Annotated in this window: 25 protein-coding genes; 9 read left to right on the forward strand and 16 right to left on the reverse strand. The window is 68.1% G+C overall.

Annotated elements, in window-relative coordinates; all coding sequences use genetic code 11:
• The first annotated feature begins 59 nt into the window (after positions 1 to 59).
• On the forward strand, positions 60 to 1,268 hold the full coding sequence (locus ACW18A_RS14190; RefSeq protein ID WP_492024402.1) for a divergent polysaccharide deacetylase family protein: 1,209 nt from the start codon (positions 60 to 62) through the stop codon (positions 1,266 to 1,268).
• Positions 1,269 to 1,399: 131 nt separating this feature from the next.
• Positions 1,400 to 1,915, forward strand: a complete 516-nt coding sequence (locus ACW18A_RS14195; protein ID WP_492022355.1) for an RNA pyrophosphohydrolase — start codon at positions 1,400 to 1,402, stop codon at positions 1,913 to 1,915.
• A 6-nt stretch (positions 1,916 to 1,921) separates the two neighbouring features.
• Here the strand turns inward: ACW18A_RS14195 and ACW18A_RS14200 are convergent, their stop codons facing one another.
• The 10 genes from ACW18A_RS14200 to ACW18A_RS14245 form a co-directional block, all read right to left on the reverse strand.
• Positions 1,922 to 2,482: a hypothetical protein gene (locus ACW18A_RS14200; protein WP_492022356.1), complete on the reverse strand. Its 561-nt coding sequence runs from the start codon at positions 2,480 to 2,482 to the stop codon at positions 1,922 to 1,924.
• A 90-nt stretch (positions 2,483 to 2,572) separates the two neighbouring features.
• Positions 2,573 to 3,139 carry a hypothetical protein gene (locus tag ACW18A_RS14205; protein WP_492022357.1) on the reverse strand — a complete coding sequence of 189 codons (567 nt, stop codon included), beginning with the start codon at positions 3,137 to 3,139 and terminating at the stop codon, positions 2,573 to 2,575.
• Positions 3,140 to 3,230: 91 nt separating this feature from the next.
• Positions 3,231 to 3,467, reverse strand: a complete 237-nt coding sequence (locus ACW18A_RS14210; RefSeq protein ID WP_492022358.1) for a DUF1272 domain-containing protein — start codon at positions 3,465 to 3,467, stop codon at positions 3,231 to 3,233.
• A gap of 83 nt (positions 3,468 to 3,550) precedes the next feature.
• Positions 3,551 to 3,796, reverse strand: a complete 246-nt coding sequence (locus ACW18A_RS14215; protein WP_492022359.1) for a CBU_0592 family membrane protein — start codon at positions 3,794 to 3,796, stop codon at positions 3,551 to 3,553.
• A 370-nt stretch (positions 3,797 to 4,166) separates the two neighbouring features.
• Positions 4,167 to 4,436 (reverse strand): ATP synthase F1 subunit epsilon, encoded by a 270-nt coding sequence (locus ACW18A_RS14220; RefSeq protein ID WP_492022360.1) that lies wholly within the window; start codon positions 4,434 to 4,436, stop codon positions 4,167 to 4,169.
• Between the two features lie 2 nt (positions 4,437 to 4,438).
• Positions 4,439 to 5,986 (reverse strand): F0F1 ATP synthase subunit beta, encoded by a 1,548-nt coding sequence (atpD, locus tag ACW18A_RS14225; RefSeq protein WP_492022361.1) that lies wholly within the window; start codon positions 5,984 to 5,986, stop codon positions 4,439 to 4,441.
• 43 nt (positions 5,987 to 6,029) lie between these two features.
• On the reverse strand, positions 6,030 to 6,908 hold the full coding sequence (locus ACW18A_RS14230; RefSeq protein ID WP_492022362.1) for a F0F1 ATP synthase subunit gamma: 879 nt from the start codon (positions 6,906 to 6,908) through the stop codon (positions 6,030 to 6,032).
• Between the two features lies 1 nt (position 6,909).
• Positions 6,910 to 7,542, reverse strand: coding sequence for a pseudaminic acid biosynthesis-associated methylase (locus tag ACW18A_RS14235; protein ID WP_492022363.1), 633 nt, complete (start codon positions 7,540 to 7,542; stop codon positions 6,910 to 6,912).
• 9 nt (positions 7,543 to 7,551) lie between these two features.
• Positions 7,552 to 9,087 (reverse strand): F0F1 ATP synthase subunit alpha, encoded by a 1,536-nt coding sequence (gene atpA / locus ACW18A_RS14240; protein WP_492022364.1) that lies wholly within the window; start codon positions 9,085 to 9,087, stop codon positions 7,552 to 7,554.
• Positions 9,088 to 9,203: 116 nt separating this feature from the next.
• Positions 9,204 to 9,758 (reverse strand): F0F1 ATP synthase subunit delta, encoded by a 555-nt coding sequence (locus ACW18A_RS14245; protein ID WP_492022365.1) that lies wholly within the window; start codon positions 9,756 to 9,758, stop codon positions 9,204 to 9,206.
• Positions 9,759 to 9,969: 211 nt separating this feature from the next.
• On the opposite strand from ACW18A_RS14245, the gene ACW18A_RS14250 reads away from it, so the two are divergent.
• The 3 genes from ACW18A_RS14250 to ACW18A_RS14260 all read left to right on the forward strand — a co-directional run bounded on the left by ACW18A_RS14250 (position 9,970) and on the right by ACW18A_RS14260 (position 12,707).
• Positions 9,970 to 10,974, forward strand: a complete 1,005-nt coding sequence (locus ACW18A_RS14250; protein ID WP_492022366.1) for a cation diffusion facilitator family transporter — start codon at positions 9,970 to 9,972, stop codon at positions 10,972 to 10,974.
• Positions 10,975 to 11,040: 66 nt separating this feature from the next.
• The gene (locus ACW18A_RS14255) at positions 11,041 to 11,871 is read left to right on the forward strand and encodes a TerC family protein (RefSeq protein WP_492022367.1); all 831 of its coding nucleotides are present in this window, start codon (positions 11,041 to 11,043) and stop codon (positions 11,869 to 11,871) included.
• A complete protein-coding gene (locus ACW18A_RS14260; protein ID WP_492022368.1) occupies positions 11,871 to 12,707 on the forward strand; it encodes a glutaminyl-peptide cyclotransferase in 837 nt (278 codons plus the stop codon). Before ACW18A_RS14255 ends, ACW18A_RS14260 begins: the two co-directional genes overlap by 1 nt.
• A 380-nt stretch (positions 12,708 to 13,087) precedes the next feature.
• On the opposite strand, the gene ACW18A_RS14265 is transcribed toward ACW18A_RS14260, so the two are convergent.
• Complete coding sequence (locus ACW18A_RS14265; protein ID WP_492022369.1) at positions 13,088 to 15,250, reverse strand: primosomal protein N'; 2,163 nt, start codon at positions 15,248 to 15,250, stop codon at positions 13,088 to 13,090.
• A gap of 216 nt (positions 15,251 to 15,466) precedes the next feature.
• On the opposite strand from ACW18A_RS14265, the gene fsa reads away from it, so the two are divergent.
• Genes fsa through ACW18A_RS14280 form a run of 3 tightly spaced genes read left to right on the forward strand, consistent with a single transcriptional unit; the run spans position 15,467 to position 17,791 of the window.
• Positions 15,467 to 16,120 (forward strand): fructose-6-phosphate aldolase, encoded by a 654-nt coding sequence (gene fsa / locus ACW18A_RS14270; RefSeq protein ID WP_492022370.1) that lies wholly within the window; start codon positions 15,467 to 15,469, stop codon positions 16,118 to 16,120.
• A gap of 34 nt (positions 16,121 to 16,154) precedes the next feature.
• Positions 16,155 to 16,865 carry a DUF484 family protein gene (locus ACW18A_RS14275; RefSeq protein ID WP_492022371.1) on the forward strand — a complete coding sequence of 237 codons (711 nt, stop codon included), beginning with the start codon at positions 16,155 to 16,157 and terminating at the stop codon, positions 16,863 to 16,865.
• Entirely contained in the window at positions 16,847 to 17,791 is a 945-nt protein-coding gene (locus tag ACW18A_RS14280) for a tyrosine recombinase XerC (protein WP_492022372.1), read from the forward strand. The genes ACW18A_RS14275 and ACW18A_RS14280 overlap by 19 nt, the downstream gene beginning before the upstream one ends.
• On the opposite strand, the gene ACW18A_RS14285 is transcribed toward ACW18A_RS14280, so the two are convergent.
• Positions 17,788 to 18,135, reverse strand: coding sequence for a hypothetical protein (locus ACW18A_RS14285; RefSeq protein ID WP_492022373.1), 348 nt, complete (start codon positions 18,133 to 18,135; stop codon positions 17,788 to 17,790). The genes ACW18A_RS14280 and ACW18A_RS14285 overlap by 4 nt on opposite strands.
• Before the next feature lie 171 nt (positions 18,136 to 18,306).
• On the opposite strand from ACW18A_RS14285, the gene ACW18A_RS14290 reads away from it, so the two are divergent.
• The gene (locus ACW18A_RS14290; protein WP_492022374.1) at positions 18,307 to 19,287 is read left to right on the forward strand and encodes a retropepsin-like aspartic protease; all 981 of its coding nucleotides are present in this window, start codon (positions 18,307 to 18,309) and stop codon (positions 19,285 to 19,287) included.
• A 6-nt stretch (positions 19,288 to 19,293) separates the two neighbouring features.
• On the opposite strand, the gene lpdA is transcribed toward ACW18A_RS14290, so the two are convergent.
• The 4 genes from lpdA to ACW18A_RS14310 form a co-directional block, all read right to left on the reverse strand.
• Entirely contained in the window at positions 19,294 to 20,718 is a 1,425-nt protein-coding gene (lpdA, locus tag ACW18A_RS14295) for a dihydrolipoyl dehydrogenase (RefSeq protein ID WP_492022375.1), read from the reverse strand.
• Positions 20,719 to 20,836: 118 nt separating this feature from the next.
• On the reverse strand, positions 20,837 to 21,346 hold the full coding sequence (locus ACW18A_RS14300) for a hypothetical protein (protein ID WP_492022376.1): 510 nt from the start codon (positions 21,344 to 21,346) through the stop codon (positions 20,837 to 20,839).
• Between the two features lie 79 nt (positions 21,347 to 21,425).
• Complete coding sequence (locus ACW18A_RS14305) at positions 21,426 to 23,297, reverse strand: PAS domain-containing sensor histidine kinase (RefSeq protein ID WP_492022377.1); 1,872 nt, start codon at positions 23,295 to 23,297, stop codon at positions 21,426 to 21,428.
• A 204-nt stretch (positions 23,298 to 23,501) separates the two neighbouring features.
• Positions 23,502 to 26,222, reverse strand: a complete 2,721-nt coding sequence (locus ACW18A_RS14310; protein WP_492022378.1) for a TonB-dependent receptor — start codon at positions 26,220 to 26,222, stop codon at positions 23,502 to 23,504.
• Positions 26,223 to 26,300 lie beyond the last annotated feature (78 nt).

Consider the following 26,300-nt stretch of genomic DNA (forward strand, 5'->3'; position numbering starts at 1 on the left):
AGGCGATGATCGTCGTCCGGAATCCGTCCGGTCGCCAGCTTCCAGAGCGTTCGCCGTCCATGTTCGCCAAGCGTCAGTCCGCCCTCGCCGCCACGGCCGGTGCCGCGCCCACGGGCCGGCTGCCGAAGCTCGACCTGAAGTCCGCCCTCGCCGTATTCAGGAAGCCACCGGTCGCCGTCGGTGCCGCAGGCCTGCTGCTGCTCGGCACGGTCGCCCTGTTCCTGACGGTGCTCGGCGATCCGCGCGCGGGAACCCCGACCGCCCGTGTCGCCCTGCATCGCGAGGCCCCGGCCGAGGCCCCCGCCGCCCCCGCCCCCTCCGGTCTTGAAGCCTTCTCCATGGGCGGGTTCGCCGCCTGGCAGGGTCTCGGCGGCGATCCGATCGGCGACCCCTCCGGCGCGGCTGGCGGCGACGCCCTGATCACCCTGCCCGACGGGGCCACCGTCGCCGGCGGCTCGGCCATCGCCGCACCCGCCCTGCCCGCCTCACCCCTGGCCGAGGCCCCGATCGCCGGCCTCAGCCAGCCCGGTCCGCAAGGTGCCCTGCCGGTCATCGCCACCGACGGCCGTGTCCCGGCCCAGGCCTATGCCCGCCCCTTCCAGTCCAACGGCAAGCCGCGCGTCGCCCTGATCGTCGGCGGTCTCGGCCTCAACGCCGTCACCACCCGCGCCGCCATCGAACGCCTTCCGGCCGATGTGACCCTGTCCTTCGTGCCCTACGCCCAGGGACTTCAGGGCTGGATCGACCTCGCCCGCGCCCAGGGCCACGAGGTCATGATCGAGATTCCGATGGAGCCGACCGGCTATCCCAACAACGATCCCGGCCCCTATACCCTGCTCGCCAACGCCACGCCCGACGACGTCACGGCGAAGATGAACTGGCTCCTGGGCCGCGCGACCGGCTATTTCGGCGTCACCAACTATCTCGGCGACCGGTTCGTGACCTCGGACACGGGCATGGCCGCCTTCCTGGGAACCCTGCGCCAGCGCGGCGTCGCCTTCCTCGACGACGGCTCGGCCCGCCGCAGGCCCGGCGCCTGGGCCCGCGCCAGCGCCGACACCATCATCGACGAGACCCAGACCCCCGCCGCTATCATCGGCCGCCTGAATGCCCTCGAGGCCGCCGCCAAGACGCGGGGCGCGGCCCTGGGCACCGGCTTCGCCTATCCGGTCACGGTCGAGGCCGCCGCCCGCTGGACCGCCGGTCTGGACGCGCGCGGCCTTCAGCTCGCGCCGGCCTCGGCGATGACGCAGCGGGCGGGGCGCTGACGCGCAGACAGTAGGCAGTAGGCAGTAGGCAGTAGGATCTTGCCCAGCCTGCTTGTTGGCCAGCGCACGGATGGCGGGCCACCCGATTTCTCCTTGCTTCCTACTGCCTACTGCCTACTGCCTACTCCCCCATGCCTGACCCCTTCCCCCGCCACCGCCCGAACGTCGGCGTCGTCCTGTTCAACCGGGACGGCAAGGTCTGGTTCGGCCACCGCGCCGGCCAGGACGGTGCCCACGCCTGGCAGTTCCCCCAGGGCGGCGTCGACGAGGGCGAGGATCTGGAAGCCGCCGCCCGGCGCGAGCTGGAAGAAGAGACCGGCGTCGTCTCCGCTGACCTGATCGCCCGCACCGAGGGCTGGACCGTCTACGACTTCCCCGAAGCCCTGAAGGCGCAGCACAGGCGCGACGGCCGCAAGCCGTGGGACGGCCAGAAACAGGTCTGGTTCGCCTTCCGCTTCGCCGGCGACGAGGCCGAGATCCGCCTCGACCAGCACGACGAGATCGAGTTCGACGCCTGGCGGTGGGGCGACCTGACTGAGGCCTGCGACCTCATCGTGCCGTTCAAGCGCGCGGCCTATGAACAGGTGGTCGCGGCCTTCGCCCCCTTCGCGACGCGCGTGCAAGACACGCCGTCGCGCGGGGATTGAGTCCGGTCAGGAACCCGCAGCGGGATTCATCACTGTGACGATGATGCCGGCCTTGCCCCAGTTCGACCCGGCAGGCGGGACCAGGGCGGCCACCATTGCGTCCTCGCCACCGATGGAGCCGGAGTAGGTTGTCTCGCCCTTGGCGGGATCGTTGGAGATCGGAGTCCAGCCGTCCGATCCGGCACGCATGGCGGCCTGGATGGCCTCGACCTCGGCGGCTGTGACATTGATCGCTGCCACCCGGCAGGATCCGGCCTCGTCCGCACCGATGACGATCTGGCCGGACGCGGACGAGACCGCCCCATAGTCGATGGTCACCGGCATGTCGTGGAAGGCTCCCCGAACGTCAGGGTCGCTGCCCCCGTCGACCAGTTGGACATTCGCAGCCGTGAGCGCCGCCGAAGGCGGGTTGAACGGCAGATCGCCGAAGGCATTCCTGGCACAGACCTGGGTGACGGCGTAGCCGAAGGCTTCTGCAGGCGTGGCGGCTGCGGTCTGGGCCAGGGCCGGGCCGCCGGCGAGGGTAGCGAGACTCGCGACGAGGGCGAGTGCAGGGTTGAGTTTCATGGCGGTTCTCCAGTTCCTGAACTGACAGGTAGACCGGTTTTGAGAGGAGACGCCAGTGGCAGATCGGCGATCTCTCAGCCGCCGTGGGCCTTAGTCTTCCTGGGCCGCCGGGTTCATCACGGTGACGATCAGGCCGGCCGAGGAGCCGAAGCCGGGGGCGACGGCCGGATCGGCGACGCGGACGAAGACGATGTCCCCATCCAGGGTGGCCAGAAACTGGGTCACGCCCGGCGCGACCTGACCCGTCTCGGACCAGTCGTCGAGGGTCTGGAGCCCGACCTTCATGGCCTCAACGTCCGCCGGGGAGACATCCAGCGCGGCCACACGGCACCAGGCCAGGGTTTCGTCGACGCCGATGTTGATCCGCCCGGTGTCCGAGACCACGAAGCCGAACGCCACCCGATCCGTCTCCATGTCGTGGAAGGCGGCGAGCGTGGCGGGATCGCCCGAAGCATCGGCCAGAACGACCTTGGGGCCGTTCAGGTCGGCGTTCAGGATGTCGAACGGCAGCCGTCCGGCGACGTTGGGCCCACAGACATTGCGCACCGCATGCAGCAGGGCGTCGGCGGGCTGCGAGTCGTTCATCTGCGCGACGGCAGGCGGCCCTGCCGTGCAGGCCAGGGCGAGAGCGAAGGCGATCAGGCGAGGGCGCGTCATGGCGTATCCCTTGAAGATGCGGAAAGCCTAGCCATTGCAGCGAGGCGGAGCCAGAGGGCCGGCCGTCAACCGACGATTCCGTCGGAAACCGTCAGGGACAGGTCGCTCGCGTGACCCGGGTCAGACGGGCGGGAAACCGCGCCAGCGCCCCGGCGGGCCGGATCGGACGCGGCACAAAGTTGCCGCCGCAGTTCGGACAGACCCCCTTCAACGGCCCCGCCACACAGTCGGCGCAGAAGGTGCATTCGAAGGTGCAGATCCGGGCGTCCGGGCTCTCAGGCAGCAGGTCCCGGTCACAGCATTCGCAATTGGGTCGAAGCTCCAGCATGGCGCTCAATTAACGCGAAGCTCGGAAGCGCACAAACCTCGCCCTCAAGCCGCGCAAGCCATGTCAGCGCGCAGGGACAACGTTCAGCCTTGTCGCTGGAACGCCAGACGAACCAGCCCGACGACGGCCACCATGGCCCAGGCACCCTCCATCAGCACGGCCGACAGGTTGAAGTCGAAATACAGCGACACGAGGATCAGCAGGGCCCCGGTCAGGTTCAGCAACAGGGCGGGTGCCTGCGCCGGATCCAGCTTCTTCGCCGTGGCCCCGGCATAGGCCGTCAGGATGCACAGCACGCCGACGACGCCGACAAGATCAGGGAGGGTCATGCACGGTCCTTAGAGCCTGATCGGCTGAGGTGGAATCGCTTCGCGATTCCGCTGATGCCGTGAATCAGGCTCCAGATTGAAGCGAGAGCATGATTCACGCTTCATGTCGGACCCGCCAGGCGGGTCCACCAGAAACGATCATGCTCTGGCCCGAAGCGGTGGACGGCGCACCTTGTCATCCCGGCCGGAGCGAAGCGGAGGGCCGGGACGGGCTTCAAACGAAAACTCCCGGGCATCTCGGAGAGCTGAACCGGGAGACCGTTGGCTTCAGCCCTGCTCCCGGACAGGCGCGCTGCGCTTTCCGGGAGGGATAATCATGGAGCACCGCCGTCCCCGATAGCCGCTGCGCGGCTTCGAGGATGACAAGGCTTCAGGCCGCCGCCACTTCCGAGGCCTGTTCGGCCAGGATGGTCAGGCCGGCGGGGGTCACGTCGGCAAAGCCGCCCTTGACCTCGAAGGTGCGCTTCGAGGTGCCGTCGAACACGACGACCGGGCCTTCGCGCAGGGCGGTCATGAAGGGCGCGTGGTCGGCGAGGACGCCGAAGTCACCCTCGACGCCCGGCGCGTCGACCTGATCGACGAGGCCGCTGAAGACCTCACGCTCAGGCGACACCAGCGAGAAAGAAAGCTTCCCGGCCATGTTTATGCGGCGTCCGCGGCGAGCTTGGCGGCCTTTTCGACGGCCTCCTCGATCGGGCCGACCATGTAGAAGGCGGCTTCAGGCAGGTGGTCGTACTCACCGGCGACGATGCCCTTGAACGAGCGGATCGTGTCTTCCAGCGAGACGAACTTGCCGGGCGAGTTGGTGAACTGTTCGGCCACGAAGAAGGGCTGCGACAGGAAGCGCGAGATCTTGCGGGCGCGCGAGACGACCAGCTTGTCCTCTTCCGACAGCTCGTCCATGCCCAGGATGGCGATGATGTCCTTCAGCGCCTTGTACTGCTGCAGAACTTCCTGGACCGAACGGGCGACGCGGTAGTGTTCCTCGCCGATGACCAGCGGGTCCATGATGCGCGAGGTCGAGTCGAGCGGGTCCACGGCCGGGAAGATGGCCTGGGCGGCGATGTCGCGGTTCAGCACGGTCGTCGCGTCAAGGTGGGCGAACGAGGCGGCGGGCGCGGGGTCGGTCAGGTCGTCGGCGGGAACGTAGATGGCCTGGATCGAGGTGATCGAGCCCTTCTTGGTCGAGGTGATGCGTTCCTGCAGGTTGCCCATCTCGGTGGCCAGGGTCGGCTGATAGCCCACGGCCGACGGAATACGACCCAGCAGGGCGGACATTTCCGAACCGGCCTGGGTGAAGCGGAAGATGTTGTCGATGAAGAGCAGAACGTCCTTGCCCTCTTCGTCGCGGAAATACTCGGCCTGGGCCAGGCCGGTCAGGGCGACGCGGGCGCGGGCACCGGGAGGCTCGTTCATCTGGCCGTAGACGAGGGCGCATTTGGAGCCTTCGCCGCCGCCGGCGACGTTCACATTGGACTCGATCATCTCGTGATACAGGTCGTTGCCTTCACGGGTGCGTTCACCCACGCCGGCCAGAACCGAATAACCGCCGTAAGCCTTGGCGATGTTGTTGATCAGTTCCTGCATGGTCACGGTCTTGCCCACGCCGGCGCCGCCGAACAGGCCGGTCTTGCCGCCCTTGGTGTAGGGGCAGATCAGGTCGATGACCTTGATGCCCGTGACCAGGATCTCGGAGCTGGTCGACTGCTCTTCGAAGGTGGGGGCCTCGCGGTGGATCGGGCGGTACATCGTGGTCTGGATCGGGCCGGCTTCGTCGATCGGCTGGCCGACGACGTTCATGATCCGGCCGAGCGTGCCGGGTCCGACCGGGGCCAGGATGGAGGTGCCGGTGTCGACGACGGCCTGGCCGCGCGTCAGGCCCTCGGTCGTGTCCATCGAGATGGTGCGGACCATGTTCTCACCCAGGTGCTGGGCGACTTCGAGGACCAGGGTGAAGGGCTCGCCCGTCTTCTGGTCGACGTTCTGGGTCTGCAGGGCGTTGAGGATCGCCGGCAGCTGGCCGGTGAACTCGACGTCCACGACGGCGCCGATGACCTGGGCGATCTTGCCCACGCCGGTGCCGGCGGTGACGACGGCGTTGCCGGTCGCGGAGGCGGCGGGAGCCTTGGGAGCCTTGGAAGCCGCGGGCTTCTTGGGGGCGGCGGGTTTCTTGGCGACGGTGTCGGTCATCGGGTGCGGTCCGTTTATCGTGTGTTCTGTCAGGATCGGAGGATCAGAGCGCTTCCGCGCCGGCGATGATCTCGATCAGTTCGGTGGTGATCTGGGCCTGGCGCTTGCGGTTGTAGCTCAGCGTCAAGGCGTTGATGAGGTCGCCCGCGTTGCGGGTGGCGTTGTCCATGGCGCCCATCTGGGCCCCGAAGAAGCTGGCCTGGTTCTCGTACAGCGCAGCCAGCACCTGGGTGGTGATGTTGCGCGGCAGGACGACGTCGAGGATTTCCTCTTCCGACGGCTCGTAATCGTAGACGGCGCCATTCAGGTCGATCGGGGCGGCGTCGCCGTCGACGACGGCCGGGATCAGCTGTTTCGGGGTCGGCACCTGCGAGATGACGGACTGGAAGCGGCTGTAGAACAGGGTCACGACGTCGGCGTTACCGGCCTCGAACTCGGAGGCGATCAGCTCGGCGATCGGCTCGGCGGCGTTCATGCCGATGACCTTGTGCTCCGAGAGCTCGAACGTGCGCACGATGCGGCTGCCGAACTGGCGGGTCAGGCCGTCGCGGACCTTGCGGCCCACGGCGATGATCCGCACGTCCTTGCCGCCGGCGATCAGGCTGTTGATCCGGTCCCTGGCGGCGCGGATGACGTTGGAGTTGAAACCGCCCGCCAGACCCTTGTCGCCCGTGGCCACGACCAGCAGGTGCTTCTGGTCCTTGCCGGTGCCGGCCAGGAGTTTGGGCGCGCCGTCGCCGGAGACGCCGGCCGCCAGGTTGGCGATCACGGCGGCCATCTTCAGGGCATAGGGACGCGCCGCGATGGCCTGGTCCTGGGCGCGTTTCAGCTTGGCCGCGGCGACCATGTTCAGGGCCTTCGTGATCTTCTGCGTGGACTTCACGCTTCCGATCCGATTGCGCATTTCCTTCAGGCTGGCCATGTCAGTCGCCCGCCTTGCGGAACAGCCACCAGTTGCTGTCGTCCATTACCGTCGTCCGTTTCCAGAAGAAGCCGTAGTCCACCAGCCGCAGGTCGGGGAACAGGTCGAGGTACAGCCCCCCGAAATCCCGCTTGAACAGCAGGCCCTCTTCCCCTCGATACGGGATGGTCTGCGGCGTGGATGAAAAATACTCGATGCAGAGAATGTATTTGGCCGAGACGCGATGGATCTCGCGCATCGTCTGTTCCAGCAGGGTCGGATCGACGTGGATCAGGACGCCGGACGTCATCGCCATATCGACCGCGCCGTCCGCCAGCGGAATTTCGTGCCCGAAGCCCGCCAGCATCCGATCGGCGGCGATCGCGCCGTCGGCAACGGCGGCCTCACGCGCCGAGGCGCAGGGCTCCAGACCCCAGATGTCGCCGTCGACCAGTGAGGACAGCCCGGCCAGGTTCAGGCCCCGGTTGGTTCCGACCTCAAGCACGCTCTTCGGCATGTCGCCCTCAACCGCCGACAAGGCCCGGGCCAACGCGCGCGCACGACCCCGCACGGCGTCCTGCGTCAACGCATTACGCCGCGTGTAGTCGTCGCCAAAGGCGCCGGACCAGGCCTCAAGGGGTTTGGGCTGCGACACGTCGCGGTCTTACGCGAAGGTCTTGGCGAAGGCTTCGATGGCGGCCTTCAGTTCGGCTTCCAGCTCCTTGGACAGGGCCTTGGTCGACTTGATGGCGGCCAGCGTCGACGCGTGCGCCGAGTGCATGCGGGCCAGCAGTTCGCTCTCGAAACGGGCGATGTCGGCCACTGCGATCTTGTCGAGGAAGCCGCGGGTGCCGGCGTAGATCGACACGACCTGTTCCTCGACGGTCAGCGGCGAGTACTGCGGCTGCTTCAGCAGTTCCGTCAGGCGCGCGCCGCGGGCCAGCAGGTTCTGGGTCGAGACGTCCAGATCCGAGCCGAACTTGGCGAAGGCGGCCATTTCCCGGTACTGGGCCAGCTCGCCCTTGATCGAACCGGCGACCTGTTTCATCGCCTTGATCTGGGCCGAGGAGCCCACGCGCGACACCGAGATGCCGACGTTCACGGCCGGGCGGATGCCCTGGTAGAACAGGTCGGATTCCAGGAAGATCTGGCCGTCGGTGATCGAGATCACATTGGTCGGGATATAGGCCGAAACGTCGTTGGCCTGGGTCTCGATCAGCGGCAGGGCGGTCATCGAGCCCGAACCGTTGTCCTCGTTCAGCTTGGCCGAACGCTCCAGCAGGCGGCTGTGAAGATAGAAGACGTCGCCCGGATAGGCTTCGCGGCCCGGCGGACGGCGCAGCAGCAGGGACATCTGGCGATAGGCGACGGCCTGTTTGGACAGGTCATCATAGACGATCAGGGCATGCATGCCGTTGTCGCGGAAATATTCGCCCATGGCCGTGCCCGAGAACGGGGCCAGGAACTGCAGCGGGGCCGGCTCCGAGGCCGTGGCGGCGACGACGATCGTATACTCCAGGGCGCCGCGCTCCTCGAGCGTCTTGACGATCTGGGCCACCGTCGAGCGCTTCTGGCCGATGGCGACGTAGATACAGTAGAGCTTCTCGCTCTCCGAGGCGCCTTCGACGTTGATCGACTTCTGGTTCAGGATGGTGTCGATCGCCACGGCGGTCTTGCCGACCTGACGGTCGCCGATGATCAGCTCGCGCTGGCCGCGGCCGACGGGGATCAGGGTGTCGATGGCCTTCAGGCCGGTCTGCATCGGCTCGTGAACCGACTTGCGGGGGATGATGCCCGGAGCCTTCACGTCCACGCGGCGGCGCTCGGTGAACTGGATCGGGCCCTTGCCGTCGATCGGCTCGCCCAGCGGGTTGACGACGCGGCCCAGCAGGCCCTTGCCGACCGGCACGTCCACGATCTCGCCCAGGCGCCGAACCTCGTCGCCCTCGGCGATCTGGGCATCGGCGCCGAAGATCACGGCCCCGACGTTGTCGCGCTCGAGGTTCAGGGCCATGCCCTTCACGCCGGCCTTGGGGAATTCGATCATCTCGCCGGCCTGGACGTTGTCCAGACCGTGGATGCGGGCGATGCCGTCGCCGACCGACAGGACCTGACCGACGTCCGAGACGTCGGCTTCCACGCCGAAGTTGGCGATCTGGGACTTGAGGATGGCCGAAATTTCGGCGGCGCGGATGTCCATGTCTGTCTCTCTGTCTTGTCGTTCGGCGCTGTTGGCGTCGTCGGCTGTCTTGGCGCTATCGGCAGAGCCGATCAGCAGTGTTGGCGTTTCCCGCCAGCGGCGGATTGCAGTTCAGGTCAGGCCCGCTTGAGGGCGAACTTCATCTGGTCGAGCCTGGTCTTCAGCGAGGCGTCGAACAGTTTCGAGCCGACCTTGACCTTCAGCCCGCCCAGGATCGACGGATCGACACGAGCGGTCATCTCGGGGGTCTTGCCCAGCGCCTTGGAAAGGGCCGAGCGGATGTGGGTGGTCTGGGCGGCGGTCAGGGCCACGGCCGAAACGACTTCGGCGGCGACGGCGCCGGTATGGGCCGAATACAGGGTTTCGAAACCGGTGATCACGGCGCCCAGGTCGCGGGCGCGGCCGTTCTGCGCCAGCAGGCCGAGGAAATTCTTCGTCGTGGTCTCGAACTTCGCCCTGGTCGCGATGGCGACGAGCCCCTTCTGCTGGTCTTCGGCGGCGATGACCGGCGAGTGGGCGAGGCGGCGCAGGTCCGCGCTCTCGATCCAGGCGGCCTTCAGCGAGTTCAGGTCGGCGCGAACGGCCTCCAGGCGGCCGGTTTCCAGGGCCAGGTCGAACAGCGCCTGTGCGTAGCGCGCGCCGACTTCCGTCGTTCTGAAATCGTCAGCCAAGGCCTGTCCGTCCGCTATGCGTATCTGTTCAAACGATCGGCCGCGAAGCTCGCGCCGGTCAAAGGCTTGTAATGCTTAAGGAAAGCACGCCAAGGGCCGTCTCGTAAGAAACGCCCCCTGGAAGCCGGGCGCCTGATAGCATGGGCTTTTCGCCGTCGCAACCGAAGCCGGGGAACGATACGGTCGCACCCGCTTTCCTTCCTGCGACATTATGGCAGCTTCCACCTCAAAGAACGTCATCTTCGCAGCCCTGGCCGGAAATCTGGCCATCGCCGTGACCAAGCTGGGTGCCGCCCTGTTCACCGGCTCGGCCGCCATGATGTCGGAAGCGATCCACTCGGCCGTCGACACCGGCAACCAGATCATCCTGCTGATCGGGCTCAGACGGGCCGCCCGGCCGGCAAGCGTCAGCCACCCGTTCGGCCATGGGCTGCAGCTCTATTTCTATACCTTCGTGGTCGCGGTCCTGATCTTCGGTGTCGGCGCGGTCCTCTCCATCACACATGGCATAGAGCGGATCCGGTCGCCCGAGCCGATCCAGAACGCCTGGGTCAACTATGTCGTGCTGGGCCTGTCCGTCCTGTTCGAGGGCGCATCCTGGCTGGTGGCGCTGAACGCCTTCAACACGGAACGCGAGGGCCGGCCCTTCTTCGCCGCCATTCGCTCGTCCAAGGACCCGACCATCTTCACCGTCCTGTTCGAGGACACCGCCGCCCTGGCCGGTCTCGTCGTCGCCCTGGTCGGGGTGGTCTGCAGCCATCTGTTCGGTCTGCCGGTGCTGGATGGAGTCGCCTCGGTCGTCATCGGCCTCATCCTGGCGGTCACCGCCGCCTTCCTCGCCGTCGAGAGCCAGAGCCTGCTGACCGGAGAGGCGGCCGATCCCGCCACCCGCGAAGGCATCGAGGCCATCGCCCGCGGGGCGCCCGGGGTCATGGGGCTGAACGACGCCCGCACCATGCATTTCGGTCCCAACGAAATCCTCGTCTGTCTCAGCCTCGACTTCCGCGACGGCCTCACCGCCGCCGAGGTCGAGGACACGGTCGCCCGGCTGGAGCACCGTATTCGCGCCGCCTACCCCCAGGCCGGCCGCATCTACGTCGAGGCCCAGAGCCCGGCCAGCCACGCCGCCGTCCGGGCCGCGGTGATGGCCGGCGGCGGGGCGGGGGCCCTGGTCGATCAGGTCCCGGAAGTGGTTTCGACGCGGCCTGCAGCCTAGCTTGGGCTTGAACTGCGCCGCGCGGCGTGCGCTACAGGGAAAATTCTTCCCGCCAGAGAGACCTTGATGTTCGACAGCATTATCCCGCTGCTTAGCGACCCGGCCGCATGGGCCGCCCTCGTCACCCTGGTGGTGATGGAGGTCGTGCTCGGCATCGACAATCTGATCTTCATCTCGATCCTGTCGAACAAGCTGGCACCCGAGCATCGCCAGCGGGTCCGCCGCATCGGCATCGGCCTGGCCCTGGTGATGCGCCTCGCCCTCCTGTCGATCATCGCCTGGCTGGTCGGCCTGATCCAGCCGGTCTTCTCGGTCATGGGCAACGAGTTCTCGTGGAAGGACCTGATCCTGATCGCGGGCGGCCTGTTCCTGATCTGGAAGGCGACCAAGGAAATCCACCACACGGTCGATCCCACGCCGTCGCACGACGTCCTCGACAAGAAGGACGTGATGATCTCCAACGCCGGGTCTGCGATCGTTCAGATCATCATCCTGGACCTGGTCTTCTCGATCGACTCCATCCTGACGGCCGTCGGCATGACCGAGCACCTGCCGATCATGGTCGTGGCCGTCCTGGCCGCCGTCACCGTCATGCTGCTGGCCGCCGACCCCCTGGCCAATTTCATCGCCAAAAACCCGACCGTGGTCATGCTGGCCCTCGGCTTCCTGCTGATGATCGGCCTGGTCCTGATCGCCGACGGCTTCGGCTTCCACGTGCCCAAGGGCTATATCTACGCCGCCATGGCCTTCTCGGCCGGTGTGGAGGCGCTGAACATGATGGGGCGCTCGGCCACCTCCAAGCAGGAGAAGGCCAAACTCGCGCGTCAGGTCGCCGATCAGGCGGAAGTGCGCGCCAGGGAAGCCGAGGCGGAAGCCGCCGCCGACCCGGCGCACTGATGCGTGGGCGGGCGTTCCGTCCGGTCGCGGCGTTCGCGGGGCTGATCGGCCTCGCCTTCGCCCCGACCGTGGTTGCACAGACGCCGGCACCTGCGGCCCCCGTCGCCCAGGCCGTCGCGCCGGCGACCCAGCCCGCCCGACCGCCGCGTTACGGCTACGAGATCGTCGCCACCTATCCGCACGACCCCGCCGCCTTCACCCAGGGGCTGGAGTTCCACGACGGCATCCTGCTGGAAAGCACCGGCCGCCATCCATCGAGCGTGCGTCGCGTGCGCCTCGAGGACGGCGTGGTCCTGCAAAAGCGCGATCTGGACGTGCAGTTCTTCGGCGAGGGCCTGACCGCAGTCGGCGACCGCATCCTCACCCTGACCTGGCGGGGCGGGCACGGCTTTGTCTGGGACATCGACGATCTGGAGCCGGCCGGGACCTTTTCCTATTCCGGCGAAGGCTGGGGCCTGACCCACGACGACACCCGGGTCATCCTGTCGGACGGCAGCGCCTCTCTGCGCTTCCTCGATCCCGTCACCCTGCAACAGACTGGCTCGGTCCCCGTCACCTACATGGGCCGGCCGCTGGAGCGGCTGAACGAGCTGGAGTTCATCGAGGGCGAGGTCTGGGCCAACGTCTGGCAGACCAATTACATTGTCCGCATCGACCCGACGACCGGCATGGTCGCCGGCGTCATCGACCTGAGCGGCATCCTGCCCGACCCGGTCGCCAATCCGACCGACGACGTCCTCAACGGCATCGCCTGGGACGCGGCCAACCGCCGTCTGTTCGTCACCGGCAAGAACTGGCCGAAGATGTTCGAGATCCGCCTGACCGGCCCGCGCTGACGCCACAAGTCTCCTCCCTGTGCGCGCTTGCGCATGGGGAGGTGGCAGCGAGCCCTTCGCGAGCTGACGGAGGGGTTCTTGCCGCCGCTGAGAACCCCTCCGTCTCTTCGCTACGCTTCGAGCCACCTCCCCACGCCTGCGGCGCAGGGAGGAAACAGGTCTAAGGAATTTATTCTCTCGCGCCTCTTGCGTCCGCCAGCCGTCGACGCCACGTGCCCGTCAGGTCTTTGACATCTCAATCCGCGAAGCGCGTCGTCAGCCCGACTTTCGTCCGCTGAACAAGCTGCCCACGCGCAAGTCCTTGTTTTCCCTCACCCGAATAGCCGTTTCGTCCGTTTCGTCAGGGTATTTTTCGTCCGGACACGCGGACGAAACCGGCCCTACAGGAAGCTGTACGGATCCACATCCACCGTCAGCCGGACCGACCCCGGGACCTTCACCCGGCTGAGCCACGACCGCAGGAACCCCTGCAGGTCGACATCCCGATCGGCCCGGACCAGCAGCCGCTTCCGCCGCCGTCCCCGGATCAGCCCCAGAGGCGCATCGGCCGGGCCATAGACCTCCAGCCGCTCCGCGTTCGGGATCGCCGCCGCCAGATCGTTGGCGACCTTCTCGACGGCCATGACATCGATCCCTGACAGGATGATCGCCGCCAGCCGCCCGTGCGGCGGCAGGGAGGCCGCCTCCCGCTCCGCCATCTCGGCCTCGACGAAGGCGTCCCGGTCCCCGGCCGCCAGCGCCATCAGCACAGGATGCTCCGGAGTCCAGGTCTGCAGGATCGCCCGCCCCGGCTTGTCCGCCCGTCCCGCCCGGCCCGTCGCCTGGGTCAGGAGCTGGAAGGTCCGCTCCGCCGCCCTCAGGTCCCCGCCGCGCAGGCCCAGGTCCGCATCCACCACCCCGACCAGGGTCAGATGCGGGAAATTGTGCCCCTTGGCCGCGGCCTGGGTCGCCACCAGAATGTCGATCTCTCCGTCGGTCATCCGCTGGATCAGTGCCCGCATCGCCCTGGGATCAGGGATGGTGTCGGAGGAAAACACCGCTGTCCGCGCCTGGGGGAACAGCTGGCGCACCTCCTCCTCGACCCGTTCCACGCCGGGCCCGACCGAGACCAGACTGTCCTCGGCCCCGCACGATGGACACAGCTTTGGCCGCACCATCGAGAAGCCGGTCAGGTGACAGACCAGCCGCCCGGTGTAGCGATGCTCGACCAGCCAGCTGTCGGTGTCCGGCGAGGTCATCCGGTGCCCGCAGGCCCGGCACAGCACCACCGGCGCATAGCCCCGCCGGTTCAGAAACAGCAGGGTCTGCTCCCCCGCCAGCAGGGTCTCCCCGATCGCCTCCCGCAGCGGCTGAGACAGCCAGGTCTGGGGGTCAGGCGGGCTCTGCCTCAGGTCCAGCAGGCTGATCTGCGGCAGGACCGCTGCCCCGTGCCGGCTCGACAGCTTCAGCCAGCCATAGCGGCCGTGATGGGCGTTCCAGAGAGTCTCCAGCGACGGCGTCGCCGAGGCCAGGACCACCACCGCACCCTCGATCCGCGCCCGCGCCACAGCCAGGTCGCGGCCATGATAGACCAGCCCGTCCTCCTGTTTGAACGACCCGTCGTGCTCCTCGTCGACGACGATCAGCTTCAGCTTCGGGAAGGGCAGGAAAAGCGCCGACCGCGCCCCGACCACGATGTTGCAGCGGCCCGCGACCACCGCCTCCCACACCATCCGCCGACGCGGTGGGGCCACGCCCGAATGCCATTCCGCCGGCGCGGCCCCGAACCGCCTCGTGATCCGCTCGATCAGGGCCTGGGTCAGGGCGATCTCCGGCAGCAGGATCAGGATCTGGGCCGTGGAGTCACGGCTGAGCGTCCGCGCCACCGCCTCCAGATAGGCCTCGGTCTTGCCCGATCCCGTGACCCCGTCCAGCAGGAAGGGCTTGAACCCGCCGCCTTCAGTCGCAGTCGAGAGCGCATCCGCCGCCGCCGCCTGATCCGCGTTCAGGGTCGCCGGGGCATGGTCGGGATCCGGCGCATCGAAGGCCGCCACCGCCTCGATCTCCACCACCTGGAGCACGCCTTCGTCGACCAGACCCTTGATCACCGCCGACGAGACCCCGGCCGCCTGCGCCAGCGCCGCCCCGGGCATGGTCTTCTCGCCGAGCGCCTCCAGTACCGCCGTCCGCCCGGCCGTCGGTCGCGCCGGGACCCGGTCGCCGACGCGCCTGAGCCGCCGCTCCGGCCGGGGCCTCGGTGCCCGCAGACCCTTCAGGGCCGTTGCCGCCATCTCGCCCGGCGGGCTCAGGGTCCAGCGTGCGGCCCACTCCACGAAGTCCACCGTCCCCGGCGGCAGGCGCGGATCGTCCAGCAGGGCCCCGACTGCCTTCAGCCGCCGGTTTGACCCCGTGGTCTCACGCACCTCGGCCACAATGCCCCGCATCAGCCGCGGCCCCAGGGGCACGGCGACCTGATCGCCGCGCGCCAGTTCCATGCCCTCGGCCACCTCGTAATCGAAGGCTTCCTGCACCGGCAGGGGAATGAGAACCGAGGCGACTTTCACCCTTCCTCCCCCGTCGGGGGAGGGGGACCGCCGCGCGCTTGCGCGGGGGTGGAGGGGGCCAGACGCACATGCCGGCATCCGGGGCGAGCCCCCTCCGTCTCTACACTTCGCTTCGAGCCTTGAGGATCGGCTCGTAAACGAGCCGACCGCAAGCCCCCGTCGGGGGAGGATTTTGAGGCTCGCTCTCGCCTGCCTACGCCGTTAAAAGCCGTGCCCATGAAACTGTTCCTCGACACCGCCGACGTCGCCGTCATCAAGGAAATGCTGCCCACCGGGATGGTGGACGGCGTGACCACCAATCCCACGCTGATCGCAAAGTCCGGGCGCAACATCGCCGAGGTCATCGCCGAAATCTGCGCCCTGGTCGAGGGCCCGATCTCCGCCGAGGCCGTCGCCACTGATTTCGAGACCATGGTCAAGGAAGGCGACAAGCTCGCCGCCATCGCCCCGAACGTCGTCGTGAAGCTGCCCCTGACCTGGGACGGGCTGCGCGCGGCCCGCAACTTCGCCGACAAGGGCATCCAGACCAACGTCACCCTCTGCTTCTCCGCCGCCCAGGCCCTGCTGGCCGCCAAGGCCGGCGCCACCTACGTCTCGCCCTTCGTCGGCCGCCTCGACGACCACGGCGCGGTCGGGACGGATCTGCTGGAAGAGATCCGGACCCTCTACGACATCCACGGGTTCGAGACCCAGATTCTGGCCGCCTCCCTGCGCCACCCGGCCCATGTGACGGCCGCCGCCCTCGCCGGATCGGATGCCGCCACCCTTCCGGCCGACACTTTCAAGGCCCTGATCAAGCACCCGTTAACCGACAAGGGTCTTGATGCCTTCCTGGCGGACTGGGGCAAGACCGGTCAGTCGATCCTGTAAAGATAGGGCCCGGCGTTCCGGGAGGAGCGCCGAATTGACGTCCAGGGACCAGACCGCAGACCTGTTCGCCGCCAGTGAACTCCACTGGCCAGACGTCCGCGCCTGGCTGCAGGCCAACCCCCAGACCTTGGCCGACGACCGCTCCCTGCTTGAAGAGATCGGGCTCAAACCGCACGGCCGCAACGTCGTCGAGTTCGGCCGCGCCGCCCTGACACGGCTCGAGGAAGCCGCCGAGCGTGAAGCCGATGCCAGGAAACGCATCGAGTCCGTCGCCCGGGCCAATTTCGCCGCCCAGACCCAGACCCATGTCGCGGCCCTGGACCTGATGGAATCCCGCAACCACTCCGACCTCGCCCGCAGGCTGGATGCGGTTGCGCAGGGCCGCTTCGGCCTCGCCGGCGCCGCGATCGCCATCGAGAAACCGGGCGGTGTGCCCTTCGGCTGGCGCGGGCTGGAGGGCGGCGGCGTCGACGCCCTGCTCGGCGACCACGGCCTGACCTGGCTTGGGCCCATGTTCGAGGGCCTCGACCTGTTCGGCCCCTCGACGGAACTGGCGAAGTCCATCGCCCTGATCCGCATGGCTCCCCACCTCGGCGGCGAACGCGCAGAGGTGGGCCGCCCCGCCCTTTGCGCCTTCGCCTCATCCGAGGAAGAGGGCTTCTCCCCCGGCATGGGCTGCGAACTGGTCGCCTTCATCGCCCGGGTCGTCGAACGCACGGCCGAACGTTGGCCCATTCTCAACTGACCTCGTCCGAAGCCCTTTCCGCCTGGCTCGAGCATCTGGCGCACGAACGCCGGCTCTCGCCCCGCACGCTGGAAGCCTACAGCCACATCGGCCGGCTCTATCTCGCCTTCCTCGATCGCCATCGTGGCGAACCGCAGCGTCTGGCAGACCTCGGCTCTGTCACCCCCGCCGAATTGCGCGCCCACCTGGCCGAGCGGCGCTCCGGTGCCAACTCCAGCAACAGTGGGCCGCTCACCGCCCGGTCGCTCAGCCAGACCCTGTCGGCGATCCGCACCTTCCACGTCTTCCTGGACCGTCGCTGCGACACGCCCGCGCCCCAGCTGGCCCTGGTGCGCGGTCCTCGCGTCAAGCCCTCCCTGCCCCGCCCGGTCAGCGCCGACCAGGCGCGCGGCATGCTGGCCGAGCCCGCCCTCGATCCCGACGCCGAACCATGGGAGGCGTTGCGCGACGCCGCCGTGCTGTCGCTGCTCTACGGCTGCGGCCTCCGGATTTCGGAGGCGCTCAGCCTGACCCGCGCCGACGCCCCCATGCCAGAAAGCCTGCGCATCACGGGCAAGGGCGGCAAGACCCGGATCGTGCCGGTCCTGCCCGCCGTCCGCTCGGCCGTGGACGCCGCCCTCGCCGCCCAGCCCTTCCCGCTAGAGCCGTCGGACGCCCTGTTCCGCGCCCGGCGTGGCGGCCCGCTCAGCGCCCGTCACGTTCAGGCGACGGTGCAGAAACTACGCGGCCGCCTCGGCCTGCCGGCCAGCGCCACGCCCCATGCGCTCAGGCACAGTTTCGCGACCCATCTGCTGGGTGCGGGCGCCGATCTGCGCAGCATTCAGGAACTGCTGGGCCACGCCAGTCTGTCGACCACCCAGAAATACACCGCCGTCGACGCCGCCCATCTTCTGGGCGCCTATGCCGCGGCGCATCCGAGGGCCTAGGGGCGGGGGACGGCTGCCGACGGGGACGCCGGAGTCCGGCCGACCTCGCGCCCGACAGCGTTTGAGCCGGGCACGCTGTATCTGGCATACATCGGGTCCGGACAGCCGCCGACATAGCGGTCGAGCAGCAGATAGTGACCGACCCGGTCCTGGCCCTCGCGCCAAAGCAGCGTGCTGCCCACATCCGGAGCATTCGCGGGTATCGCCAACGCGGCGCAGCCGGGGCCCGGCTGACCCAGAACCCGCATCCCGCCCTGCCCTCCGGGTACGGGCGCAGGCGCGGGCGGCATCACGGAGATCGTCGACTGGGGCGCGGTGGCGAGAAGGAGCAGAATCGACAGCATCGGAATCTCCATTCGGACAGAAACTCTACACCGTTCGATTGCATTCCGGAACAACCTGTCGGGAGCGCGACGGCCGGGCTCCCGGACATGACGAATCCTTAACCCGCCCGTCCTAGCCACCCGGCCCGCTCCGGCCTAGCGTTGCGGCACCAGCAGCGGGGAGGGCCACACATGCGTGATGGACCCGTAACGGCCGGCTATTCAGAACTGAACCGCCGTATCCTGCTCGGCGGCCTCGCCTCGGCATGCGCGTCGGGGCCGGCGTTGGCCCGGCAGGAGCCTGACGAGGCCGAGCTGACGGCCCTGAGCGTCAACCTGATCACCCGGATGGCGGCCCTGGTCAGCGTCAACGGGACCGAACCCCGGCCTTTCGTCATCGATACCGGAGCAGAGCGGACGGTGGTGTCCACCGAACTGGCGGCGATGCTGGCCCTGCCGGCCGGTCCGCCGATCCTGATCCACGGCGTGACCTCGGTCGAGATCGCCCCGACGGTGAGGGTCGGTCGGATGGCCTTCGCCGGACGGCAGTTCGAGGAACTGGTCGCCCCGACATTTCCGCTGAGGGCACTGGGGGCCTATGGGCTGGTAGGCCTGGACGTCCTGTCGGAGTATCGGTTGATGGTCGATTTCCGGCGTCAGGGCGTATTTCTGGAGGCCATCCGGCCTAATTTCATATCGATGAACCCGACGGATGGTCTGACAGGCACGCGTATCCGGCGGGCGTCTGTCCGCGCGCGTCAGGGCCGGTTCGGCCAGCTGTTGCTGCCGACCGACGTGGAGAGCGTCCGGATCGACGCCTTCGTCGACAGCGGGTCGCAATACTCGATCGGCAACACGGCCCTGCTCGACGCCATCGGGCGCAGGACCCGGTCCGGTGACCCGCAGACCATCACACGGCGCATTCTGGGCGTGACCGGACACGCCCTGGAGGGCGTGTCGCACCGGGTTTCGGATCTGCGGGTGGCCAACCGGAGGTTCGGCCCGGCCGACCTGGTGTTCTCGGACCTGCACATCTTCACTGCGCTGGGGCTCGAGCAGTCGCCGGCCCTGCTGATCGGGGCCGATATCCTGTGCCAGTTCGACAGCGTGACCCTGGATTTCGCCCTGTCGCGCGTGGCCTTCGGCACCCTCAGGCGACGTCGGACGCGCTGAGCGGGGTCAGGCCTGCATCGTCCAGCCGTCGACTCCCATGGCCGCCTGTTTGACGGCTTCCGAGCGGGTCGGGTGGGCATGGCAGGTGCGGGCGATGTCCTCCGACGAACCGCCGAAGGCCATGGCGATACAGGCCTCGCCGATCAGTTCGCCCGCCGCAGGGCCGAAGATGTGGATGCCCAGGACCTTGTCGGTCGTGGCGTCGGCCAAGACCTTCACGAAGCCCTCGGTCTCATGGGTGATCTTGGCGCGGGAGTTGGCGCTGAACGGGAACTTGCCCTTCTTGAACGCGACGCCCGCGGCCTTGAGCTGTTCCTCGGTCTTGCCGACCCAAGCCACCTCGGGTCCGGTATAGATGACGCTCGGGACCAGGTCGTAGTCGACGTGACCCGCCTTGCCGGCGATGTATTCGATGACGGCGACAGCCTCTTCTTCCGCCTTGTGGGCCAGCATCGGGCCGTGAGTCACGTCGCCGATGACCCAGATGCCGTCCTTGCCGGTCTTCAGGTGGTCGTTGTTGAGGAAGCCGCGCTGGTCGGTCTCGATGCCTACGCTCTCAAGGCCGAGGCCCGCTGTGTAGGGACGGCGGCCGATGGCGACGAGCACCACGTCGCCGGTGAGGGTCTCGGTCGCGCCGCCGGCCGCGGGTTCGAGCGTCAGGACGACGCCGTCCTTGGCCGCCTTCGCCGAGGTGACCCTGGTCCCCATCTTGAAGACCATGCCCTGTTTCGTCAGGCCGCGCTGGAAGGCCGTGGCGACCTCGGCGTCCATGCCGGCACCGACCTTGTCGAGGAACTCCACCACCGTGACCTCGGAGCCCAGACGACGCCAGACCGAGCCGAGCTCGAGTCCGATCACGCCCGCGCCGATGACGATCAGCTTCTTCGGGATGGCGGGGAGCGACAGGGCACCGGTGGAATCGATGATCTTGCCCTCGACGAATTCCACGCCGGGAAGGGGGGTCGGCTCCGAGCCTGTGGCGATGACGATGTCCCTGGCTGTCAGGGTCGTGACGGTTCCGTCGGCGGCGGTCACCTCGACCTTGCCCACACCCGCGATCTTGCCCGTGCCCTTGATCCAGTCGGCCTTGTTCTTCTTGAACAGGAATTCGATGCCCTTGGTCAGGGCGGTCACGCTTTCGGCCTTCTGCTTCATCATCTGCGGCAGGTTGACCCTGGGCGTGCCCACGTCGATGCCGAGGGTGCCGAACTCCTTGTTGGCGATCTCGAACAGTTCCGAGGCGTGCAGCAGGGCCTTGGACGGCATGCAGCCGACGTTCAGACAGGTGCCGCCCAGAGTTTCGCCCTTCTCGACGCAGGCGACCTTCAGCCCCAGCTGGCCGGCCCGGATCGCGGCGTTGTAGCCGCCGGGTCCGCCGCCGATGATCACGACGTCATAGGAAGCGGTTGCGGCGGGGGCGGCGTCTGCCATGGAAACCTCTGTATCGGTCACGGACGGGGAGTCGGCCGCTGTCCTAGCGCCTGACCCGTCCCGGTCAACCACTGTGGCGCATATGGGAAGCGAGTCGGTGTCCGGCGAGGAGTGCTCGTCAGGCGGCGAGATGACCGGACGTGCGCCGTCGCGTCCTCCGTCGTGACACGGCCACGATGATCAGGCCCACGACCAGCAGGACGCCCAGCACCAGCCACGTCGGATCGACGGGCAAGCCCACCGGTGCCACCGCCTCGGCCGACCGCCGGGCGATCTCGCTCCCGCCGGCGTAGGTGTCGGCCTGGATCGAGGCGCTGGCCGGCCCGCCGCCGCTGGAGCGGTCGATGGCCAGCCGCAGGGCGGCGTCAGCGAGAAAGCCGAGGAAATAGGCGACCGCCGCCCGGGGATTGCCCGAACCCAGCATGAAGGCCGCGATCAGGTAGAGGACGACCGCCCCGATCCAGAACACCGCCTGCGGGATGCCGCCGCCGGCCTCGACCATGGCCGAGGCCCGCTCGGTCGCCACTGCGGGTTCGGCACCCTCGAAGAAGGGAGAAATGAAGGGCCAGGCCAGCCAGCCCGCATAGCCGATCACGGCTAGGACCAGAACGAACCGCAGGATCTTCATGGCCGGGCTCCGAACGACGTGAAACGACGTTCGTTAACCTACCATAGCGGCGGCCCAAACCAAGGCACCAAGAGGTGCCTCAGGCAGCGGTTTCGATACGCGCCTCGGCGGCCGGCAGGGTCAGGGTCGCTTCGGCACCTTCCCCCTCGGCACCGGTCAGGGTCAGGGCGCCGCCGGACTGACGCGCGAAGGCGTGGGCCTGGGGCAGGCCCAGACCCGCCGCTCCGTCGCGGGTGGTGAAGAAGGGCTCCAGCGCACGCGCCGCCGTCGCGGCGTCCAGCCCCGGACCGGTGTCGCGCACCGTCAGCCGCGCGCCGCCGTCGGCCAGGGCCTCCAGCCGGACAGCCACCGAACCGGCTCCGCCCTGGGCCTCGACGGCATTGCGGACCAGGGCCTGGACCGCGCCTTCGAACCCGACCGGATCGACGCGCACCGGCGCTTCGTGGGACGGGCCTTCGATCATCAGATCGACGCCGGGTCCGGCGAGGGCGCGCAACCGCGCCTCCATGGCGCGCAGCAGCACGCCGCAGTCCAGCACCTGGGCATGGACATCCTCGCCCTGCGAGAAGGCCGAAAGCCGACGCGTCAGGGCCTCGCCCCGCTGCCCGGCCGCCAGGGCCGCCTGACCGAGGCGACGCACGCGCGCGGGGTCGTCGGCGGTCTTCAGCATCATGTCGAGCGCGCTGGTCATGACTGCCAGAAGCGCATTGAAGTCCTGGGCCACCCCACCGGTCAGGCGACCGACACTCTCCAGCCGACGCGAGGCTTCGTTGCCCGTCTCGACCTGGGACAGGACTTCCGCCCGGGCGTCTTCGGCCAGACGCATCGCCTGGGCCCGCTCGGCATTCACCTCGGCGCGCGCGGCCTCCAGTTCGGCCTGCAGCTGCGCCTCGCGCACAGCGGCGGCTTCGAGTTGGGGGGCGAGGTCGATCACAGGCTCGGCGGCCGGGGTCGCCTCGGCTTCCGGTTCGGAAACGGGCTCCGGGAGCGCTTCAATGGCAACGACAGGTTCCGCTTCGGTTTCCATCATCGCCGCCACCGGATCACCGGCCAGCAGCAGGGCGTCGACAGCCTCGCCCGGCGCGCTCAACGGCAGGATGCGCCAGGCCACGCCGCGGTCGCCGCCCATGGCCGAGACGATGCCATCGGCCTCGCCGGGCGGGGCATTGATCGCGGCGCGCAGGGTCTGGCGACCCTCGACCCGCTCGGTCTCGCCCAGGAACCGGTCGGCGAAATCGGCGCCGACGACATCCGGTGTGCGCCCGAACAGCGCCAGGGCCTGCGGATTGGCTTCGCGGACGACCCCGTGGGCGGAGACCACCACCAGGGCGCTGGAGGCGGCCTCGAACACCCGGCGGGTCAGGTCGTCGTGGGTCGCGACAGGTGCGCTTTCGGGCTCGAAGGCTTCCGGCGTGGTCAGGCCTTCGGTCTCCACAATGGCGGCGGTCGAACCGATGATCTGGCCGCGGGAATCCTCGATCGGCATGGCGGTCACCGAGACCAGCATCTTCCTCCGCGTCGAGGGGTTGGCGAGGATGTGCTGGAAGCCCTTGACCGTCTGGCCACGCAGGGCCCGCGCACTCGGCAGCAGGTCCGGCGGGACCGGACGGCCGTCAGGATAGGTGATGCCCCAGGTCGCCGAGTGGAATCGCAGGCCGATCAGTTCGGCGTCGCGGCGACCCATCAGCTGGTGCGCCGCCCGGTTGGCGAAGACGAACTTGCCCCCACGATCGGTCTGGACCAGGGCGACGGGAATGGCGTTCAGCGTCTCGTAGAGGCGCGTCTCCGCAGCCTCGCGGGCCATGGACACGGCCCCCAGTTCATCCGAGGTCGAGACATGGCGGGTCCGGTGGGTCACCGCGAAGATCAACGACAGGACGGCGACGACCGAGGTCACGGCGGCGACGATGCCCAGTACCAGGACCCAGTCGATCTCGCCTTCCATGAACATGTTCGGTCTTCCTGTCTTGGCACGCGTCGGAGTGTTCGGACCGACGCTTGCAAGCCTCGCGCCGCCGCGAACCCAAGCCGGTTAGGGCCAGACCCGACGCGGGTCCAGTCGCTTTCGCCCGATCCCCGTGAACGGTGCCTGAAGAACGCAGAAGGGCCGGGCGTCGCCGCCCGGCCCTTCCCGTTCTGGTACGGTTTGTTTGCCCTAGAAGCTGAAGCGGATACCGGCATCGAAGCGACGACCGAAGCGCTCCCACTCAATGGTGTACTGGCTTTCGCGCACGTAGCGGCGGCCCGGATTGTTGAGCAGGTTGGAGCCGTCGAAATAGACCTCCAGATTATCGGTGACCGCGTATCGGACGGAGGCGTCCATTTCGTCGTCGGCGGCCCAGTAGGTGTTGCCGCCGTCGGCCGCCGGGCCGTAGCCGTCGAGCCAGTCAGTGCGCTTGCGGTAGTTCAGGCGCGCCGAAAGACCGTACTTCTCGTAGTAGCCGGCCAGATTATAGACCACGTCCGACGTGCCCGGCAGGGTGACGCGGCTGCCGTCAGGCGTCGTGGCCTGGGACTCGTTGGCGGTCACATTCACATTGATGCCGAAGCCGCCCATCCACTCCGGCAGGTCCAGCTGGTCGACATAGGGGTCGAGCTGGAGCTGCACAGCGCCCTCGAAGCCCCAGATGTAGCCGTCGCCGCCGTTGACCAGCGTCGACAGGCGATACTGCGACCGGTCAAAACCGGTGGTGTTCAGGACGGTGGAGTTGAACACCCGCGTATCGCTGAACAGGACATCCTCGACCCGCTTGTAGAACAGGCCCGCCGAGAAGAAGCCCTGGGGCTGGATGTACCATTCATAGTAGGCGTCGACGCCATAGGCCCGCTCGGGCAGGGCGTCCGGGTTGCCGCCGGAAACGGTCTGGTTGGCGTCGTTGAAGGTGAAGTTGGGACGCAGCTGGTCGTAGTCGGGACGGGCGGCACCGGTCGAGAACGAGACGCGCAGCTTGCGATCCTCGTCGATGTCATAGTTCACGTGGACGCTCGGATAGACGATCGTCTGCTCACCTTGCGTGGTGATCAGCGTGCTCACGCCCGCCAGCGGCACGAAGGCCTGGCCGGTGTTGGTGATGCGCTCGACCCGGGCGCCGGCGAGGACCGAACCCCAGTCATAGCCGAGGCGGACCGACCCGTAGCCGGCGTAGATCTCTTCCTCGACATTGTAGAAATTGCCGAGAACGGGGTTGTAGGCGTTGAGACCGGACGCACGGGCGACCTGGGCGCGCATGGCCTCCAGGTCGAAGTAGCGGAAGGTGTAGCCCATCCCGATTTCGCCCGCGAACGGCGTGCTCAGCGAGACCGGCGCGAAGGTCGTCGAGGTCCCGGCCGCGGCGAACTGGGCCGCCGAGTTCAGGACCATCTGGCGTTCGTTGGATTCCTTGGTGCGGGTGTCGTACTGGCCGCCGAAGGTGACGCGGGCGTCGGCCCCCATCAGCGACAGCTCGCGGGTCAGGTCGAAGCGGGCGGTGTAGGCCTCCGTCTCGTCGACCGCGTCCAGCGAGGTGAGCTGGGTGAGGGGGCGCTGGAACGCCTGGATGTCAGTGACGCGCGCGCCGCGGCTGTAGGTCGTCGCCGCGCCGGTGCCGGTGGTGATGGTGTTGTAGAGCTCGATGTTGTGGCGGTCGATGTTGGTGAAGTCGTAGAAGATCGTCGGACGCAGGTTGCGGGTCGACGGGCTTTCGTAGCGCGTCTCGCCGGTCACCGAGCGGTCATCACGCGAACGGGTGAAGTTCAAACGCCAGTCCAGATCCCAGTCACCGAGCGCGTGTTCGCCGCCCAGGGTGTTGGTGAAGATCGACTGCTCGAAGGCCCGCAGGGTGGCGCGCTGGTTGATGTCGATACCGTAGACCGTGCCGAGCAGCGAGGTGTTGCCGATGCAGCTGTCGGCATAGCCGGTGTTGGTCACGATGCCCGTGGGCACGACCGTGCAGGGCGCGGCGGCCGAGCGCGGCGGGACCGAGGGGTCCGCCTGGCGGTCGTCCATGTCGAAGATGTAGTTGTCGCGGGCTTCGTCGTCCGTGAAGGTCGTGAAGATCGACTCGAAGAAGACGCGATGCCCATCGGTCGGGCTCCAGTCCAGTCGGCCCGAATAGGAGTAGTTCTTGCGGGTCAGGCGATAGAGTTTGTTCTCGGTCTCGCGCGCCCACAGACGGTTCCCGCCACCGCTGGGCTGAACGTCCTGGGACACGATCTCCCAGTCGATCTCATAGTTGTCGGTGACCATGTTGCGTTCGAAATAGCTGCCCGACGCCAGGAGGCCGATCTCGCCGATGCTGGTGTCGAAGCGGTCCGAGACGACCAGCTGGCCCTCGTACATGTCGCGGTCGCCGAGCTCGGCGCGGCCCGCGCCCAGCTTGCCGGCGATGCTCAGGCCCGGATAGTCGAAGGCCGAGCGGGTGATGATGTTGATGTTTCCCGAGATGGTCTCGCCGGTCAGGTCGGGGGTCACCGCCTTGTTGACCACGATCTGCGACGCGATGGCCGACGGGAGGGAATCATAGCGGGTGTCGCGGCCCTCGGGGCTGACGATACCGATGCCGTTGATCGACAGCGTGGTCCAGTAGTTCGGCGCACCGCGCAGCGAGACATAGCGGGCCTGGCCCTGATCGCTTTCGACGGCGGCACCCGGGACACGAGCCACAGCCTGGGCGATGTTCTGGTCGGGCAGGCGGCCGACCGCGTCGGCAGCCACGACGCTGACCAGGCTGTCGGAGTTGCGCTGGACGGCAAGCGCGGCGGCTTCGGATTCGGCGATCGGCCGGCGGCCGGTGACGACGATTTCTTCGACCTGATCGGCGGTCTGGACCTGGGCGACGGCGGCATTGCCGATCAGCAGGGGCGCGACGGCGGCCCCGAGCAGAAGTGCGAGTTTCATTTTATGCATCCCAATGGTCCGATCGACCCCCCGGCCGTCGGCTCTGTAGCCCGCTGCTAGTCCAGAGTGACGACGCCA

The sequence above is a fragment of the Brevundimonas sp. AVps5 genome (assembly GCF_058681515.1).